We start from the raw sequence: 16,778 nt of genomic DNA, 5'->3' as shown, positions 1-16,778 counted from the left end.
GACGGAGGCCGGACATGCGCGCACGACGAGGGGACCAAGAACGCGAAACCGGCGACGGGCGGGTCGAGGGACACGGTGGCACGCTGGCCGTCGCCGCCGCCCGGGCGCACGGGATCGACACGATGTTCACGCTGTCGGGAGGCCACGTCTTCCCGCTCTACGACGCCGCGGTCGACGCCGAGCCGCCGCTGCGGGTGGTGGACGTACGGCACGAGCAGACCGCCGTGTTCGCCGCCGAGGCGACCGCCAAGCTCACCCGCCGACCGGGACTGGCGGTCCTGACCGCGGGGCCCGGCGTCACCAACGGGATCAGCGCGGTGGCCACCGCCTGGTTCAACGGCTCGCCGATGCTGGTGCTGGGCGGCCGGGCACCCGCGTTCCGCTGGGGCTCGGGGGCGCTCCAGGAACTGGACCACCCGCCATTGCTCGCGCCGGTCACCAAGCGCGCGGCCACCGTGCACGACACCGACCGGATCGCCGCCGAGGTGAACGCCGCGCTCACCCTGGCGAACAGCCCGCACCGGGGTCCGGTCTTCCTGGACGTGCCGATGGACGTGCTCTACGACCGGGCCGAGGTGGCGCTGCCACCCGTCGAGCCGCCCGCGCCGGTGCCTCCCGACCCGGACGTGGTCGCCGAGATCGCCGACCTGCTCGCCCGCGCGCTGCGACCGGTCCTGGTGCTCGGCCAGGACGTGTGGATCGGCGGCGCCGAGCAGGCCGCGCGCCGCGCCGCCGAGACGATCGGCCTGCCGGTGGTGGCCAACGGCATGGGCCGCGGTGTACTGCCCACCGGCCACCCGCTGCTCGCCGGCCGGGCCCGGGCGGCCGCGCTCGGCGGCGCCGACCTGGTCCTGGTGGCGGGCGCGCCGCTGGACTTCCGCCTCGGCTACGGCAGCTTCGGCGGCCGGGCCGGCGGCCCGCCCGCCCGCGTCGTGCACCTGACCGACTCCGCGCCGGGGACCGGCCCGCACGCGCACTGCGCGATCACCGCCGCCGCCGACCTCAGCGCCCTGTTCGACGCGCTCACCGTCGCATGGGCACGGGTCGGCCGGGTCGGCATGTACCGGACCTGGTCCACACACGTGCGCGCCGCGGCGCACACCGCCGCCCAGTCCGACGCCCCGCTCCTGGGCAGCGCCGGCCGGCCGATCCACCCGGCCCGCGTGCACGGCGAACTGCTCCGCGTCCTCGACGAGGACGCGGTGGTGATCGGCGACGGCGGCGACTTCGTGTCCTTCGCGGGCAAGTACATCGAGCCCGCGCGCCCGGGCGGCTGGCTCGACGCCGGCCCGTACGGCTGCCTGGGCACCGGCCTGGGCTACGCCCTGGGCGCCCGGCTGGCCCGGCCCTCGGCCCAGGTGGTGCTGCTGCTGGGGGACGGCGCGGCGGGCTTCTCGCTGATGGACGTGGACACCCTGGTCCGGCACCGCCTCCCGGTGGTGCTGATCGTGGGCAACAACGGCTGCTGGGCGCTGGAGAAGCATCCGATGCGGATGTTGTACGGCCACGACGTGGCCGCCGACCTGGCCCCGGCGACCCGCTACGACGACGTGGTGCGGGCGTTGGGCGGCGCGGGCGAGACGATCACCCGGCCCGAGCGGATCGCCCCCGCGCTGCGCCGCGCGTTCGCCTCCGGCGTGCCGTACCTGCTGAACGTGCTCACCGATCCGGAGGCGATCTACCCGCGTGCGACCATCGGGGTGTGATCCGCAGCGTAAACTGGACGGCTATGAATCCTCCTGTCTCCGCCGCCGCGGCCCGACCCCACGATCGGCACCCCGCTCCCGCCGGCGTCCACATTCGCCAGGCCCGTCCGGAGGAGTACGAGGCGGTGGGGGAAGTGACCGTCGCGGGCTACGCGGGTCTGCTCGCCGCCGACCGGGACTACGTCGAGGATCTGCGCAAGGCCGCGCACCGCGCGGAGAACTCCGAGCTGCTCGTGGCCGTGGACGAGGCCGACGGCAAGATCCTGGGCACCGTCGCGTTCGTGCTGCCCGGCAGCGCGTACGCGGAGGTCTCCCGGGAGGGCGAGGGCGAGTTCCGGATGCTCGCGGTCGACCCGGACGCGCGGGGGCGTGGCATCGGCGAGGCGCTGGTCGAGGCCTGCCTGGAGCGGGCCCGCAAGCACCACTTCACCGCCGTCGCGATCTCCACCGTGTGGGACATGCGCGCCGCACACCGCCTCTACGCGCGGATGGGCTTCCACCGGGCGCCCGAGCGCGACTGGTGGCCGGTGCCCGAGGTGGAACTGATCTGCTACCTCAAGGACCTGCGCGAGACCCCGCGGACCTGACCCGGCACGCGTGCCGCGGCCGCCGGGAGGGCCGGTCCGGCGTTGGGGGCGCAGGCCGTAATCTACGGCCGTGACCACCATTGCAGCCTTCTGCGACCACTGCGGCGAACAGCTTGCCGGCGCCGCGCACGACGACTGTGTGCGGCGCCGCGAACTCGAACCGCCGCGCTACTGCGGACAGTGCCGGCGGCGGATGACCGTACAGGTGACCCCGCGCGGCTGGACCGCCAAGTGCGTCGAGCACGGAGTGCTCACGTCGGCCTGACCGGCACGAGGGGCCCGGTGCGCGCGGCTCGACCCGGCGCGCTCGACCCGGGCGCGAGCGGTCGGCCCGACCCGGCCGGGGCGCCCCCCGCAGGACACCTCGGCGGGGGCGGCTACTCGATCACCGCGATCGGGTCACCCTCCTGGATCACGTCGCCCTCGGCCACGGTGATGCGGGCGATGGTGCCCGGGAACTCGTTGAGGACCGGGATCTCCATCTTCATCGACTCCAGAATGACCAGGGTGCTGCCGGCCTCGACCGTGTCCCCCTCGTGGGCGACGACCTTGGCCACGTTGGCCACCATCTCCGCCAGGACCTGCTCGGCCATCGTCGTTCCTCCTTCGGGCCCGGGTCGGGCCGTTGTGAAGCGCGTGTCGGGCGGGGCGCGATCGCGCCCCGCCCGAAATCCAACCACGGGAAGCCGCCTGCGGCGGGCGTCATCGACGACAAGGCCGGCCCGCATCGGCAGCCGGCCTCCCGCTCAGTCGGCCCGCTCCAGCACCTGCGCCAGCGCCTCGACCACCCGCGGGTCGTACGCCCCGGCCGCGTCGGCGCGCAGCCGCGCGAACACCTCGCGCCGCGCCCGCGGGTCGTCGGTCGGCGCGATCAGGTCGTCGTAGGCGTTGACGACCTTGATGATCCGGCTGGCCAGCGGTGGCGGCGGCCCGGCCGCGTCGTCGTGGTAGGGGTCGGCCTGCGCGGCCACGATGGTGGCGACCCGGTCCAGCACGCCGCTCTCCCGGATCACGTCCGCGCCCAGTCGGGCGATCCGGCGCTGTTCGGCCTCGGGCAGATCCAGCGTGGTGCCGCCGGGCACCGGGTCGACGAGCGCGAGTTGCCCGATGTCGTGCATCTTCGCCGCGTACGCCAGCTCGCGCAGCTCCACCTCGCCGAGCCCGAGGTCCACCCCGACCGCGTGCGCGAGTTCGCCCACCCGGGCCGCGTGCCCCGGCGACCCGCACCCGGCCGCCTCCGGCAGCCGGGACAGCGCGTCGACGGTCTGCCGATGCACCATCCGGATCGCCGTGTAGCGGCGGAAGGACAGCAGCACCAGCAGTGACGGGACGCAGAACACCGGCACCGCCCACAGCCCCAACGCGCTGGTGGACAGCGCGATCAGCATCCCGGTCGCGCCCACGGCGGTGCCGATCCCGGTCAGCCCGCAGGCCCTGTTCCCGGTGCCCTCGCCATCCGGCCCGATCCGCTCGGTGGGGCTCAACCCCGCGCACAGCGCCCGCAGTTCGGCCAGCAGCACGGGGCAGAACGGGCCGCCCACCCGCACTATCGCGGCCGCCACCGCGTCGCACAGCGACGTCAACAGCACCACCAGGACCAGGAACGTGCCATAGGCCCACCCGCGCGCCATCACCGGATCGAGCCCGCCGGTCGCGTACAGCGGCCGAAACAGCGTCGCCGCGAAGCCCGCCGCCAGCAACCGGCGCGCGACGTACCCCGGCGCCGGCGCCCGACCGCGCGCGACGTGCGGCAACGTCCCGGCGAGCAGCGCGACCCCGACCACCGCGACCACCTGGAGCACACCGTGCCGCGACACGGTGCCGTGCACGTCCGGGAGCAGCGCGTACGCGAGCGCGCCGGCCGCGCCCAGCGGAGCGGTCTCCCGACCGTCCGGCAGGCTCACCCGGGCCATCTCGCCGACGGCGATCACCGTGCCGAACACCAGGGCGTAGGACGGCTGCACGACGCCTCGGGCCGCGGTGGCGGCCAGCGCGGCGACGGCGGCGAGCGCACCGAGCACGAGCACCGCGGTACCGGTGTGCGCGCGCAGTCGCCCGGTCGTACCGCCCCGTTCGGGCCGGACCTCGGTCGCCGTCACGAGTCGCCACCGACCCGTCCGCGGGCCACCGAGTGGGTGTCGACGGGCGATTCCCCGCGTGGCCCGGGCACCCGGTCGCGCAGCTCGCCCGTCGGCTTCGGCGTCCGGGCCGGCTCGCCGCCCTCGGCCGGCTCGCCCTCCGGCCAGCCGTGCCGGTCCAATGCCTGGGCGAGTGCCTCGACCATCCTGGGGTCGAACTGGCTCCCGCTGCACCGCCGCAGTTCGGCCATTGCCGCGTCCGCGCCGCGCGCGGGCCGGTAGGAGCGGGTCGAGGTCATCGAGTCGAACGCGTCCGCGACCGCGATCACCCGGGCGAACTCGGGGATCTCGGCGCCGACCAGGCCCGCCGGATAACCGCGCCCGTCCATGCGTTCGTGGTGGTGCAGGATGCCGCCGTGCGCCTCGCCGAGGAAGGTCAGGTCGGCCACCATCTCGGCGCCGCTGACCGGGTGTCGCTGCATCTCGCGCAGTTCGTCCGCATCCAGCCGCCCCGGCTTGGTCAACACCCGGGTGGACACGCTCAGCTTGCCGACGTCGTGCAGGATCCCCGCGTAGCGCAGCCGGACCACGCGGTCCTCCCGCATGCCCAGCCGTCGGGCGATCAACACCGAGGCCCGGGCCACCCGTTCGCTGTGGCCCCGGGTGTAGCCGTCCTTGATCTCCACCGCGCGCACCAGGGTGCGCACGGTCGCCTCGTGCGCCGCCCGCTCGCGCGCCTGCTGGGCGTAGGCCCAGAAGGCCACGTACAGCGGGAGCAGTACGAGCACGGCCGCGAACACGCCCAGCCGCTGCTGCCACAACACGGCCATCATCAGCGCGATCGGCACCGAGCCCAGCCGCCAGCCGGCCGAGCGCACGAACACCTCGCGCAACACCGGGAGTCGGGCGGCGCCCTGGGTCGTGGTGCACAACGCGGCGTCCAGCAGCCCGCTCACCACATACAGCGCCACTCCCGCCGCGGCCGTCGGCACCAGCTTGGCGGGTAACTCGGAAGCGGTCGGATATCGCGACCCATCCAGGAGTTCGTACACCCGGGAGGCGACCGCGACGGACAACACCAGATGCGCGGCGTTGACCACGGGAGCGACCGGGTCGGCGGCACGGGCCCGCGCGATCAGTACGCCGGGCACCACGATCGCCGCCGCCGCGCCGCCGGGCAACAGCGGCACGGCCGCGCACACCAACGGAAAAAGCGCCCCGTCGGGGGCGCCGCTCAGGCCGGTGAGTCGGGCTCGGGCCACCGCCCCGAAGGCGATGAACAACACCGCCAAAGCGCCCAGTCGATCGATGTCCACGCCCGACCACGGCAGCAGGATCAGCGCGGGCACGGACCCGCCCACCACGATCCCGACGTGGATCCGGGCGCTCGGCGGCAGCGTGCGCATGCGACTCCTCGGCTGGTCGCTCGGACCACCGAGAATAGGGCGCCCCACCAACGGCCGAAGGGCGCATGCCCGGTTTATCCCGGCCATGCGCCCTGTTTTAGCTCGTTCGGGTCAGCCACCCGCGCGGGTCGGCCACTCGATCGGGTCGAGGACCCGACGGCGCCGGCGCGTCGGCCGGGTCAGGACCGACCCGGTCGCTCTATCTCGACCACGGTCTCCTCGACGGAGACCCGCTGCGCGTCCACCTCGACCCGCACCAGCTTGATCCGCTCCAGCACCTTGTTGCGCAGCTCCGAGGGGACCTCGTCGCGCCCGCAGCAGCGGTGCACCAGCTCCTTCACCTGCTGCTCGAGCCCGTACTTGTCCAGACACGGCGAGCACTCGTCGAGATGGGTGCGGATGCTGGTGCAGTCCGCGTCCGCCAACTCGTTGTCGATGTACTCGTACAGGTGCCCGAGGATCTCGGAGCAATCCACCTCGTGGTGGTCACCGCAGCTCATGAGTCCGAGCCTTTCCGGTCGGTGCCTGCGGGGACGAGGCCGCGCTCACGTGCGTAGTCGGCCAGCAGATCGCGAAGCTGGCGCCGCCCGCGGTGCAGGCGCGACATCACGGTCCCGATGGGAGTACCCATGATGTCCGCGATCTCCTTGTACGCGAAGCCCTCGACATCGGCGAGGTACACCGCGATCCGGAACTCCTCCGGAATGGCCTGCAGGGCCGTCTTCACGTCGGAGTCCGGCAGGTGGTCGAGCGCCTGCGCCTCGGCCGAGCGCAGTCCGGTGGACATGTGCGACTCGGCGCGGTGCAACTGCCAGTCCTCGATCTCCTCCGCATGCGATTCCAGCGGCTGCCGCTGCTTCTTGCGGTAGGAGTTGATGAAGGTGTTGGTCAGGATGCGGTACAGCCAGGCCTTGAGGTTGGTGCCCTCTTTGAACTGGTGGAACGACGCGTACGCCTTGGCGAACGTCTCCTGGACCAGGTCCTCGGCATCCGCCGGGTTGCGGGTCATCCGCAGGGCCGCCGAATACAACTGATCGAGGAACGGCAGGGCGTCCCGCTCGAACCGCGCGTCTTGCTGCTCCAAGGTCTCCGGTACGAGACCCACCTCCTTCAAGCCAGGAGTCGACGATATCGCCCGAGGCTGATCGGTGCCCGCACCCCACTCGGGCCAGGCGAGAAACGGTGCCTCGTTTCGGACAACCGAACCTGCGGCCTTGAGCATGGGAGCGACCTCCACTCGTCGACGCTTGACAGTTGGGGGAACACGTCGCCGACACGGATCATTCCCGCCCGCTCGCGGCCACCAGCCAATCGCCGACACCCGCTGTGATCAGGGCCAATGCCGCTTCCTGGGTGATCTCGGCACGCTTGGGCACGGCAAATCCGTGGTCCGCGAAGGGCACCGCGAGCACGCTCGGACCCTCCTTTGGGAACTCCGTCGGACCCCCGAACGAGTCGCGTTCGCCCTGGACGACGAGGGTCGGCACGCCGGCGCCGAGCAGTTCAGCCAAGCGCGAACGCTCCGGCCGACCGGGTGGATGCAGCGGGAAGGCCAGCGCGACCACACCCGCCACACCGGTCTCACCCGCCATCCGGCACGCGACCCGCGCACCGGCACTGCGGCCGGCCCCGAACACCGGCAGCCCCTCGACCCGGTTGCGCCGGGAGATCTCGGTCAGCACCGGTCGCCAGCCCGCGTCCAGGGTCTTGGGCGCGGGAGCCAGTCGGCGGCCGGCGACCCGCCACGGCTGTTCCACCAGGGCCACGTGCATGCCGCGCGCGGGCAGCGCCGCCGCGAGCGCGACCAGGTCGCGCGCCTCGATCCCGCCGCCGGCGCCGTGGCTCGCCACGAACCACGCCCGGGCCGGGCCGCCCGTCGCGCGGTGCACGCTCACCCGCGCGGCGCCGACCGGCGTGTCCACCTCGAACACCTCGGGCGCCGCGGGCCCCCGGGTCGCCTCGGGCGCGACGGCGTCCGCCTCGACGCCGACGTTCTCCACGCGGACGGGCCCGGTCGGATCAGAAGAGCGTCGCGTCAACGGTGACCTCGTCCTCGGGAATCGCGTCGAGCAGGTGGGGCGCGTTGTTGCGCACGTTGTTCACGTCCGTCGAGACCGGGCGGGCGGTCATGAACCCGGTGGGCGGCGGCACCAACAGGCCGCGGACCTCCTCGGGCTCGGTCCACGCCGGGTCCAGCCACTCGTCCCACTTGTCCCGGGTCAGCACCAGCGGCATCCGGTGGTGGATCCGGGACAGCTCGGGATCGGCGTCCAGGGTCAGGATCGTGCACGTCCACAACCACGCGAGCGGGTCGTCGTCCGCGCGCCCCCGGTCCCGCCACCACTCGTACAGCCCGGCGAAGGCCACCTCGGAGCCGTCCGCCGCGTGGATCCAGTACGGCTGCTTGCGGGACGCGCCCTTGGGGCCGTCCGGCGCGGTCTCCGGGGTGTGCCACTCGAAGTAGCCGTCGGCCGGGAGCAGGCACCGCCGCGCGGCGAACGCCTTGCGGTAGGCCGGCTTCTCGTGCACGGTCTCGGACCGGGCGTTGATCATCTTGGCGCCCATGCCGGGGTCCTTGGCCCAGGACGGCACCAGGCCCCACTTGACCGTGCGCAGTTGCCGGGCGGGCGGGCCACCGGACTCGACCGCGCGCTCCAGGACCGCGTAGACCTGTTTGGTCGGCGCGATGTTCCAGTCGGGTGGGAGTTCGTCCGCGGGGTCGAAGCGATCGACCTCGAACATCTCGACGAGGTCGTCGGGGCTCTTGCTGGACGCGTACCGGCCACACATGGCGTCCAGGGTGCCACGTACCGAATCGAAATCGGGGGCGAGCCCGCAAACGACTAGGCTTGGACCGTGATGTCTGCGTTGTGGTCTGCCCCTGTCGCCTCCGCTCCCGTGACCGCCACCGTCGAGGTGCCCGGGTCCAAGTCGGTGACCAACCGCGCCCTCGTGCTGGCCGCGCTGGCCGACGGTCCCGGCTATGTCCGCCGCCCGCTGCGCAGCCGCGACACGCTGCTGATGGTGGCCGGCCTGCGCGCGCTCGGCGTGGTGATCGAGGACCGCGGTCAGGACTGGTACGTGCTGCCCGGCGGGCTCACCGGCCCCGCGACCGTGGACTGCGGCAACGCGGGCACGGTGATGCGCTTCCTGCCGCCGGTGGCCGCGCTCGCCGACGGGCCGGTGCGCTTCGACGGCGACCCGCGCTCGTACGAGCGCCCCCTGGGCGGCGTGATCAACGCGCTGCGCGACCTGGGCACCCGGATCGACGACGAGGGCGAGGCCCGGCTGCCGATGACCGTGCTCGGCGGCGGCGGGGTCGAGGGCGGCGTGGTGCGCATCGACGCGTCCTCGTCGTCGCAGTTCGTCAGCGCGCTGCTGCTGTCCGGGCCGCGCTTCAACCTGGGTGTCGAGGTTCGGCACACCGGCAGCTCGGTGCCGTCGATGACGCACATCGCGATGACCGTGGACATGCTGCGCGCGGCCGGCGCGCGGGTCGACGACGCCGAGCCGAACGTGTGGCGGGTCGCCCCGGGCGCGCTGCTGGGCCGCGACATGGTGGTCGAGCCGGACCTGTCCAACGCCGGGCCGTTCCTGGCCGCCGCGCTGGTCACCGGCGGTTCGGTGACCGTACGGGACTGGCCGGAGTACACCACGCAGCCCGGTGACCGGCTGCGTTCGATCTTCACCGCGATGGGCGGCTCGTGCGTGCCGACCTCGGCGGGCCTGACCCTGACCGGCGGCACCGCGGTGCACGGCATCGAGGCCGATCTGCACGACGTCGGCGAACTGACCCCGGTGATCGCGGCGGTCGCGGCGCTGGCCGACGGCCCCAGCCGGCTCACCGGCGTGGCCCACCTGCGCCTGCACGAGACCGACCGGCTGGCCGCGCTGGTCAAGGAGATCAACGACCTCGGCGGCGACGTGAACGAGATCGAGGACGGCCTGGAGATCCGGCCGCGCCCGCTGCACGGCGGCGTCTTCCACACCTACGACGATCACCGGCTCGCCACCGCGGCCGCCGTGCTGGGCCTGGTGGTCCCGGGCGTGGAAGTGGAGAACGTGGAGACCACCGCGAAGACGCTGCCCGACTTCACCGGCCTGTGGACGCGCATGCTGAGCGCGCGACGCGGCTGAGGGGCTCGGGACGATGGCGGGACTCGGCTCCAACCGACGCAAGGACCTCGACGAGGACGACATCCGGATCCGCCCGGGCAAGCGCGGCTCGCGCCCGCGCACCCGGACCCGGCCCAAGCACGAGGACGCCCGCGAGGGCCGGGTGCTGACCGTCGACCGGGGTCGGTACACCTGCCTGCTGGAGGACGAGGACGCGCCGGACCGCTCGATCACCGCGATGAAGGCCCGCGAGCTGGGCCGCAAGGGCGTCGTGGTCGGCGACCGGGTCGGCATCGTCGGCGACCTCAGCGGCGAGGACGGCTCGTTGGCCCGGATCGTCCGGGTCGAGGAGCGCCGCTCCACCCTGCGCCGCACCGCGGACGACGACGACCCGTACGAGCGGATTATCGTGGCCAACGCCGACCAGCTCGCGATCGTCACCGCGCTGGCCGACCCGGAGCCGCGCCCGCGCCTGATCGACCGCTGCCTGGTCGCGGCCTACGACGCGGGCCTGGAACCGCTGCTGGTGTTGACCAAGGCCGATCTCGCCTCTCCCGACGACCTGTTGGAGATGTACGGCGCACTCGGCGTCGAGCACGTGGTCACCAGGAGCGCGTCCGACTGGGACCTGAACCCGATCCGCGCGCGCCTGGCCGGCAAGATCACCGTCTTCGTCGGTCACAGCGGAGTCGGCAAGACCACCCTGGTCAACGAGCTGGTCCCGGATCACCAGCGCGCGGTCGGACACGTCAACGAGGTGACCGGTCGCGGCCGACACACCACCACGTCGGCGCTGACCCTGCGGCTGCCCCCCTTCGCGGGCGAGGCGGCCGAGCCCGGCGAGGTCCGCGGCTGGGTCGTGGACACCCCGGGTGTGCGCTCGTTCGGCCTCAACCACGTCGACCTCGGCCGGGTGATCAACGCCTTCCCCGACCTCGCGGCGGGCACCGAGGACTGTCCGCGGGCGTGCTCGCACGACGAGCGGGACTGCGCGCTGGACGCGTGGGTCGAGGCCGGGCACGCGGACCCGGCCCGGTTGTACTCGCTGCGCCGGCTGCTGAGCACGCGCGAGCGCGACGAGGGCGACTGACTCCGGGTGTCACCCCGGGTGTCCGCGCGGGTCAGCGCGGCGCCGCGAGGCTGTTCTGCACCGTGGGTTCCCAGACCGCCTTCGAACCGGACTCGCCCACCCGCACCACCTGGACGACCGCGAGCACCGCGGCGACCACGGTCAACGCGGCCACGATGGGGACCACGATCGGCGGTATCGTCCGCGGCCGGAAGGTCGCGGCGGCCCGATGCCGGGCGACCAGCAGCAGCACCAGCGTGACGCCGAGCAGGCCGAGCGCGTACCAGAGCATGTCCGCGCCCCGGTCCACGTGCGTCTGCACGGCGGCGTTGCGCGTGCCGTCGCCGAGTCGGTCCAGCCGGGCGAGCAGCTTCTCGCCGCTCTCCTTGGCGACGAAGGTGGTCAGCGCGGCGGCGGCGTCCAGGCCGACCACCCACCACCCGACGCGCAGCAGCCAGGGCCGGCGGACCGCCACGAGCACGCTCGCGATCGCCGCCACCGGCACGATGACCACCGCCAAGTGCACGACCAGGACGTGGAGGGGCAGGCCGGAGACGGTGTCGAACATGAAACGGCACTCCTAAGCGGTCGGGACCCGAGGGCGGGAACGACCCTCGCACAGACCAACGGCTCCCAGAGTGCCCGGGTTCAGCGGGTGTCGAACACTCGTCCCGCCCGATCCGTCACGGTCCGCTCAGGGGGGCCAGCCCTACCCCCGGTTCGGGTGACCGCCGGATGCCGGGCCCGGGCCCGCCGCTCATACAGTTTGGACAGCTTCGGATCACCTGTCGGGGAGAGTGTCATGAAAAGGCCGCTACGGACGTCATTGATCTTCTTCGGTGGGGTGTTCGCCATCGGGGGGATCCTGCTGGCGGCGTGGACCGGGATCACCGTGCTCTCCAGCCACGACGTGCGCGACCAGAGGGCCTTCACGCTGAGCAGCGGCGATCTGGTCATCGATACGGACAACGGCGGGGTCACCCTCGAAGCGGGTGAGCCCGGGAAGATCACCGTGGACCGCAAGGTCACCCACAGCATCAACGGCCCCGACCCGAGCTGGACCCTGGTGGGCAACCGGCTCGAGCTCCGACTGCACTGCCCGGGCTTCGTCAACGTCAACTGCGGGGGGTCGTACCGGATCAAGGTCCCGCTCGACGTGCCGCTGCACGTCTCCACCAACAACGGCCGGATCAGCGCGAACGGGCTGCGGCAGGACATGCGCTTCGATACCGACAACGGCGGCATCGACATCAGCGACAGCACCGGCGACCTGACCCTGGGCACCGACAACGGCGGCGTCTCCGTGGCTCGGGTGAACGCCGGCCGGATCTCGGTGGACACGGACAACGGCGGCGTCCGCCTGCGCCTGGACACCGCGCCCACGAACGTGAAGGTGCGCACCGACAACGGCGGCGTCCGGATCAGCGTGCCCGACGACCAGAACACCTACCGGGTCTCCACCAAGACCGACAACGGCGGGGTGCGCAACGACGTCGACAACGACCCGCGCTCGAACCGGGTGATCGACGTGGCCACGGACAACGGCGGGATCGACATCGAGCGGGTTCCGGCCCGCTAGGCACATCGCGCGAACCCCGGCCCGCCGGACACATCGCGCGGGCGGGCCGTTCAGACCACGAACGACCCGCCCGTGCGCCAGTAGACCCCGCCCTCGCGGCCGAGGAAGCCCTCGTCCACGAGGTGCCTGCGCAGCGCGGCGTGGTCGTCCATGAACCGGTGCAGCGTCTCCTCGATCTCGGCCTCGTCGTAGCGCACACCGGGTTCGAAACTGCTCGCGACGTGGTCGAGGACCACCAGCCGCTTGGCCCGCTGCACGGGCAACTGGCGGACCCGACCCCGGGCGAGGTAGGTGCGCAGCACCGCCGCCTCGGCGGGGCCCCGGTCGGCGAACGCGTCGTCCGGTTCCTCGCCCATCCCGGCCGCGGCCTGGGCGAGCGCCTCGGGACACGCGTGCCAACCGTCCCCGGAACGCGCGACCAGCCCCGCCGATTCCAGTCGGGCCAGCGCCTTGATCGCCTCCCGGAGCGAGAGCCCCGTCCGCTCGGCGATATCGGAGCTGAGACGGGCCTCCAGCACCAGCGCGGCGAACACCTTCAATCGGGTGTCGTCGGCGAGGAGACGGAGCAGTTCCGCAGGTTCGTCGGCCGGACCCATGTCTCCAGGGTAGGACGTCGGGCTCCGGCCGGGACGCGTTGGCGGACAGGATCACCCGGATGCCCGGGGCACGGTCAGTCGCCGCGTACGCCCAGTTCGTCGATGTGCGCGAGCAGGTCGCCCGGCTCGTCGTAGACCCGGAAGGCGTGGGCGCGTTCGAGCTCGTCCGCGCCGTAGCCGCCGGAGAGCAGCCCCACGCCCAGTGAACCCGCTCGGCGCGCGGCCAGCAGGTCCCAGATGCTGTCCCCGACCACGACGCACTGTGCCGGGTCGACCCCGAGCTTGGCGGCGCCGGCCAGGAACAGGTCGGGGTCCGGCTTGGCTCGGGCCACCTCGTCGCGGGTGACCATCGCCAGGTCGGCAGGCGCGCCGAGCTTGGCCAGCATCGGTTCGGCGCCGGCCCGCCGCCCGCTGGTGGCGATGGTCCACGGGATGCCCACCCTGGTGAGGTGGCGCAGCAGCTCCGGGGCACCGGGCAGGGGCTCCACGAACGGCACCCGGGCGGCGTAGTTGCGCCCGTGCGCGTCGGTCAACGCCTCGACCTGCTCGGGAGACAGGTCGATGCCCGTCTCGCGCTGGATGCCCTTGACGAACAGCCCGCCGCTCATCCCGACCTTGCGGTGGATCCGCCACATCGCCAGGTCGATGCCGGCCTCGCTGAGCGCCTCCTGCCACGACATGACGTGGTGGTAGACGCTGTCGACGAGGGTGCCGTCGAGGTCGAAGACGAAGGCGGGCGGGCGGGAACGCACAAGATCGGTCATACCGAAAATCTAGCCCGCTCTAGTCCTGAGCGCCCAGGTCCACCATGTCGGTGACCTCGGCGGCCCGGGCCCGTTCCTCCGCGCGGATGCGCCGGTCCCGGTCCAGCGCCTCGGCCTGGTCCTCGTCGTCGCGCATCATCCGCTCGACGTTGGAATCGCCCATGTCCAGCACGCCCATCTCGGCGAAGGTCTCCCGCACCCTGGGGCCCCACAGGCCGATGTCCTTGATGCACGGCACGATCCGGCTGAACAACAACCGGCGGAACTCGCGCAGGTATTCGGAGTTCTCGGTGGCCTCGCGCGCCTCGACCTTGTCGATCTGGAAGTTCTCCCACACCTCCTCGTCGCGCAGCCGGTCGCGCATCAGGTAGCAGCCCTCGACCACGAACTCCTCGCGCTCGCCGCGCTCGGCGTCGGTCAACTCGCGGTAGTAGTCGCGCAGCGCCATCCGGCCGAACGCGACGTGCCGGGCCTCGTCCTGCATCACGTAGGCCAGGATCTGCTTGGGCAGCGCGACCGTGGTCAGGTCGCGCAACATCCCGAAGGCGGCCAGCGCCAGCCCCTCGATCAGCACCTGCATTCCCAGGTAGGGCATGTCCCAGCGAGCGTCCGACAGCGTGTCGTCGAGCAGCGACTTCAGGCTCGGGTTGATCGGGTAGTACAGCCCGACCTTGTCCTTGAGGAAGCGCGCGTACACCTCGGCGTGCCGGGCCTCGTCCATCACCTGGGTGGCCGCGTAGAACTTCGCGTCCAGGTCCGGGACCGACTCGGCGATCCGCGCGCTACAGATCAACGCGCCCTGTTCGCCGTGCAGGAACTGGCTGAACTGCCAGGCGATGGCGTGCCGACCCAACTCGTCGCGCTCGCCCTGGGACATCATGTTCCAGCTTCGGGTGCCGTACAGCGTGTGCAGTTCCTCGGGCATGCCCAGCGGGTTCATCGGGTCCACCGGCAGATCCCACTCGATCCGCCGGGCGGCGTCCCACTGCTTGTCCTTGCCCTTGGCGTACAACGACAGGAGCCGGTCGCGGCCCTCGTCGTACTCCCAGTTGAAGCGGGCGGCCCCCGACGCGGGGACCTCCCAGACGGTCATGTCGGCGGGCAGCGCGTACAGGTCGTGCGTCGACACGGGCGTTCTCCTCGCGGCAGACGTGTGACGTGCGGGCGGCGGTAGCCGTGTACCGCTGTCCTACGCCCTCATCGCGCGGACCGGAACCCCTTCGGGACGATCGATTACCAGCGAGTAGCCTGACCGGTCCGCGATCCGCCCTTCGACTCGGCCCCGGGCGCCCCGGCCCCTTCCCCGCCCGGCACCGGGGGCGGCGTGCCCGGCTTGGCCGGTATCGACAACGCGGTCCTGGCCTGCGCCGGGATGGCCGCGGCGGGTCCGGCCGCGGCGCCCAACCGACTGCGCAGCCGCTGCCGGCGCCGGCCCAGCGATCGGGTCGCGGCGGGATTGGCTCGGCGCACCTCCTCGGGCAGCGCGAACCACACCTCGACGACGGCCAACGCCTGCGGCCGCTCGCCCGCGCGCTCCAGCAGGTCGGCCGCGCGCTCGTAGGTCCACGCGGTGCGCATCTCGGCCCCGACACCGTGCAGCAGGGTGCCCAGTTCGCGCAGATCCTCGCGCTCGAAACGGTCCGCGAGCGGGGTGCCCTCCAGTGTCCAACCGTCCAGACTTCGACGCGGTTGGACGAGACCGGGTCCCGGTACGGCCTCTTTGCCGTGTGTCGCTCTGCGCCCGACCCCGAACAGTGCCATCGCGGTCCCGCACCCCCTCCGCCATCGACTCGTACTCGTAACACGCGCACCACCGACGAACGGTTGTCGACTCTCGCCGGCCGCGCTTGCTTGTCTGCCTAACGAGCGTACGAGGCCCCGGCGACGGCGCGTAAGTGTGTCCCTGCGCGCGGGGCGCGCGGACACCCGCGCGAGCCGCCGGTACTGTTCGGTCATGCCCGGCTATGACGACGACCTGCGCTTCGCCCACGTTCTCGCGGACGCCGCCGACGCGACCACCATGGACCGCTTCAAGGCGCTCGACCTGCGGGTCGAGACGAAGCCGGACATGACCCCGGTCAGCGACGCGGACAAGGCCGCCGAGGAGATCATCCGGCATCAACTCGGGCGCGGTCGGCCGCGGGACGCGGTGCTGGGCGAGGAGTTCGGCTCGAGCGGCCACGGCCCCCGGCGCTGGGTGATCGACCCGATCGACGGCACCAAGAACTTCGTCCGCGGCGTTCCCGTGTGGGCGACGCTGATCGCGCTGATGGACGGCGACGAGTCGGTGATGGGCGTGGTCTCCGCGCCCGCGCTGGGTCGCCGCTGGTGGGCCGCGAAGGGCGCGGGCGCGTGGACCGGCCGCAGTCTGTCCCAGGCCTCGCGCTGCCGGGTGTCGAAGGTGGCCGCGATCGAGGACGCGTCGTTCGCGTACTCGAGCATGGGCGGTTGGGAGGAGCGCGGCCGGATGGACGACTTCCTGGACCTGACCCGGGCCTGCTGGCGCACCCGCGCCTACGGTGACTTCTGGTCGTACATGCTGGTCGCCGAGGGCGCGGTGGACATCTGCGCGGAGCCCGAGGTCAACCTGTGGGACCTCGCGCCGCTCTCGGTGATCGTCGAGGAGGCGGGCGGGCGGTTCACCTCGCTCGGCGGCGCTCCGGGCCCGGCCGGCGGCACCGCGGCCGCGTCCAACGGCCTGTTGCACGACGAGTTGTTGGATCGGCTCGGCGACCCGCACGGGCACGCTTGAGCGGATTCCGACGAATCGTCGGGTCCCACCCGAGCTACTCCCTTCGAGCGAGTTGCCCGCTATACCTTCCCTTGACCTTCCCGGGCATGTGACCATGTGAAAACAGGGCTTGTGAACTTGTGAAT

The 16,778-nt window shown here is 72.5% G+C and carries 19 protein-coding genes; 7 read left to right on the top strand and 12 right to left on the bottom strand.

Features of this window, described 5'->3' with window-relative positions:
• The first annotated feature begins 14 nt into the window (after nt 1-14).
• The 3 genes from ACIRL2_RS06325 (at nt 15) to ACIRL2_RS06315 (ending at nt 2,558) form a co-directional block, all read left to right on the top strand.
• Entirely contained in the window at nt 15-1,706 is a 1,692-nt protein-coding gene (locus ACIRL2_RS06325; RefSeq protein ID WP_395866213.1) for an acetolactate synthase, read from the top strand.
• A gap of 23 nt (nt 1,707-1,729) precedes the next feature.
• Nucleotides 1,730-2,293, top strand: a complete 564-nt coding sequence (locus tag ACIRL2_RS06320) for a GNAT family N-acetyltransferase (RefSeq protein WP_395866215.1) — start codon at nt 1,730-1,732, stop codon at nt 2,291-2,293.
• A gap of 70 nt (nt 2,294-2,363) precedes the next feature.
• Nucleotides 2,364-2,558, top strand: a complete 195-nt coding sequence (locus ACIRL2_RS06315) for a hypothetical protein (RefSeq protein WP_395866217.1) — start codon at nt 2,364-2,366, stop codon at nt 2,556-2,558.
• 112 nt (nt 2,559-2,670) lie between these two features.
• On the opposite strand, the gene ACIRL2_RS06310 is transcribed toward ACIRL2_RS06315, so the two are convergent.
• The 7 genes from ACIRL2_RS06310 to ACIRL2_RS06280 all read right to left on the bottom strand — a co-directional run bounded on the left by ACIRL2_RS06310 (nt 2,671) and on the right by ACIRL2_RS06280 (nt 8,567).
• Nucleotides 2,671-2,886 carry a biotin/lipoyl-binding carrier protein gene (locus tag ACIRL2_RS06310; RefSeq protein WP_355535427.1) on the bottom strand — a complete coding sequence of 72 codons (216 nt, stop codon included), beginning with the start codon at nt 2,884-2,886 and terminating at the stop codon, nt 2,671-2,673.
• A 153-nt stretch (nt 2,887-3,039) separates the two neighbouring features.
• The gene (locus tag ACIRL2_RS06305) at nt 3,040-4,392 is read right to left on the bottom strand and encodes an HD-GYP domain-containing protein (RefSeq protein ID WP_395866219.1); all 1,353 of its coding nucleotides are present in this window, start codon (nt 4,390-4,392) and stop codon (nt 3,040-3,042) included.
• The gene (locus ACIRL2_RS06300) at nt 4,389-5,777 is read right to left on the bottom strand and encodes an HD domain-containing phosphohydrolase (protein ID WP_402230507.1); all 1,389 of its coding nucleotides are present in this window, start codon (nt 5,775-5,777) and stop codon (nt 4,389-4,391) included. Before ACIRL2_RS06300 ends, ACIRL2_RS06305 begins: the two co-directional genes overlap by 4 nt.
• A 179-nt stretch (nt 5,778-5,956) precedes the next feature.
• Nucleotides 5,957-6,277, bottom strand: coding sequence for a mycothiol system anti-sigma-R factor (gene rsrA / locus ACIRL2_RS06295; protein WP_395866222.1), 321 nt, complete (start codon nt 6,275-6,277; stop codon nt 5,957-5,959).
• Entirely contained in the window at nt 6,274-6,909 is a 636-nt protein-coding gene (locus ACIRL2_RS06290) for a sigma-70 family RNA polymerase sigma factor (RefSeq protein WP_063744985.1), read from the bottom strand. The genes rsrA and ACIRL2_RS06290 overlap by 4 nt, the downstream gene beginning before the upstream one ends.
• 148 nt (nt 6,910-7,057) lie before the next feature.
• Entirely contained in the window at nt 7,058-7,708 is a 651-nt protein-coding gene (locus ACIRL2_RS06285) for an alpha/beta family hydrolase (protein ID WP_395866520.1), read from the bottom strand.
• 88 nt (nt 7,709-7,796) lie between these two features.
• Complete coding sequence (locus tag ACIRL2_RS06280) at nt 7,797-8,567, bottom strand: SOS response-associated peptidase (RefSeq protein WP_395866224.1); 771 nt, start codon at nt 8,565-8,567, stop codon at nt 7,797-7,799.
• Between the two features lie 69 nt (nt 8,568-8,636).
• On the opposite strand from ACIRL2_RS06280, the gene aroA reads away from it, so the two are divergent.
• Both aroA and rsgA read left to right on the top strand, forming a co-directional pair.
• Nucleotides 8,637-9,914: a 3-phosphoshikimate 1-carboxyvinyltransferase gene (gene aroA / locus ACIRL2_RS06275; RefSeq protein WP_402230850.1), complete on the top strand. Its 1,278-nt coding sequence runs from the start codon at nt 8,637-8,639 to the stop codon at nt 9,912-9,914.
• A 13-nt stretch (nt 9,915-9,927) separates the two neighbouring features.
• Nucleotides 9,928-10,983: a ribosome small subunit-dependent GTPase A gene (gene rsgA / locus ACIRL2_RS06270; RefSeq protein WP_395866226.1), complete on the top strand. Its 1,056-nt coding sequence runs from the start codon at nt 9,928-9,930 to the stop codon at nt 10,981-10,983.
• 31 nt (nt 10,984-11,014) lie between these two features.
• Here rsgA and ACIRL2_RS06265 read toward each other — a convergent pair whose 3' ends face one another.
• Complete coding sequence (locus ACIRL2_RS06265; RefSeq protein ID WP_395866228.1) at nt 11,015-11,530, bottom strand: DUF2231 domain-containing protein; 516 nt, start codon at nt 11,528-11,530, stop codon at nt 11,015-11,017.
• Nucleotides 11,531-11,764: 234 nt separating this feature from the next.
• Here ACIRL2_RS06265 and ACIRL2_RS06260 point away from each other — a divergent pair, with 234 nt between their 5' ends.
• The gene (locus ACIRL2_RS06260; protein WP_402230502.1) at nt 11,765-12,541 is read left to right on the top strand and encodes a DUF4097 family beta strand repeat-containing protein; all 777 of its coding nucleotides are present in this window, start codon (nt 11,765-11,767) and stop codon (nt 12,539-12,541) included.
• A 50-nt stretch (nt 12,542-12,591) separates the two neighbouring features.
• Here ACIRL2_RS06260 and ACIRL2_RS06255 read toward each other — a convergent pair whose 3' ends face one another.
• The 4 genes from ACIRL2_RS06255 to ACIRL2_RS06240 form a co-directional block, all read right to left on the bottom strand.
• The gene (locus tag ACIRL2_RS06255) at nt 12,592-13,137 is read right to left on the bottom strand and encodes a DUF2087 domain-containing protein (RefSeq protein WP_395866232.1); all 546 of its coding nucleotides are present in this window, start codon (nt 13,135-13,137) and stop codon (nt 12,592-12,594) included.
• Between the two features lie 74 nt (nt 13,138-13,211).
• On the bottom strand, nt 13,212-13,901 hold the full coding sequence (locus ACIRL2_RS06250) for an HAD family hydrolase (RefSeq protein ID WP_395866234.1): 690 nt from the start codon (nt 13,899-13,901) through the stop codon (nt 13,212-13,214).
• 19 nt (nt 13,902-13,920) lie between these two features.
• Complete coding sequence (locus tag ACIRL2_RS06245; RefSeq protein ID WP_395866236.1) at nt 13,921-15,030, bottom strand: ferritin-like domain-containing protein; 1,110 nt, start codon at nt 15,028-15,030, stop codon at nt 13,921-13,923.
• Nucleotides 15,031-15,134: 104 nt separating this feature from the next.
• Nucleotides 15,135-15,662, bottom strand: coding sequence for a hypothetical protein (locus ACIRL2_RS06240; RefSeq protein ID WP_395866238.1), 528 nt, complete (start codon nt 15,660-15,662; stop codon nt 15,135-15,137).
• Nucleotides 15,663-15,855: 193 nt separating this feature from the next.
• Here ACIRL2_RS06240 and hisN point away from each other — a divergent pair, with 193 nt between their 5' ends.
• Complete coding sequence (gene hisN / locus ACIRL2_RS06235) at nt 15,856-16,653, top strand: histidinol-phosphatase (RefSeq protein ID WP_395866239.1); 798 nt, start codon at nt 15,856-15,858, stop codon at nt 16,651-16,653.
• Nucleotides 16,654-16,778 lie beyond the last annotated feature (125 nt).

The sequence above is a fragment of the Embleya sp. NPDC127516 genome, from assembly GCF_044765325.1.
In the GTDB taxonomy this organism is placed as follows: Bacteria; Actinomycetota; Actinomycetes; order Streptomycetales; family Streptomycetaceae; genus Embleya.
The sequence above is the reverse complement of the archived record's forward strand: the minus strand, read 5'-3'. Positions and strand labels throughout refer to the sequence as shown.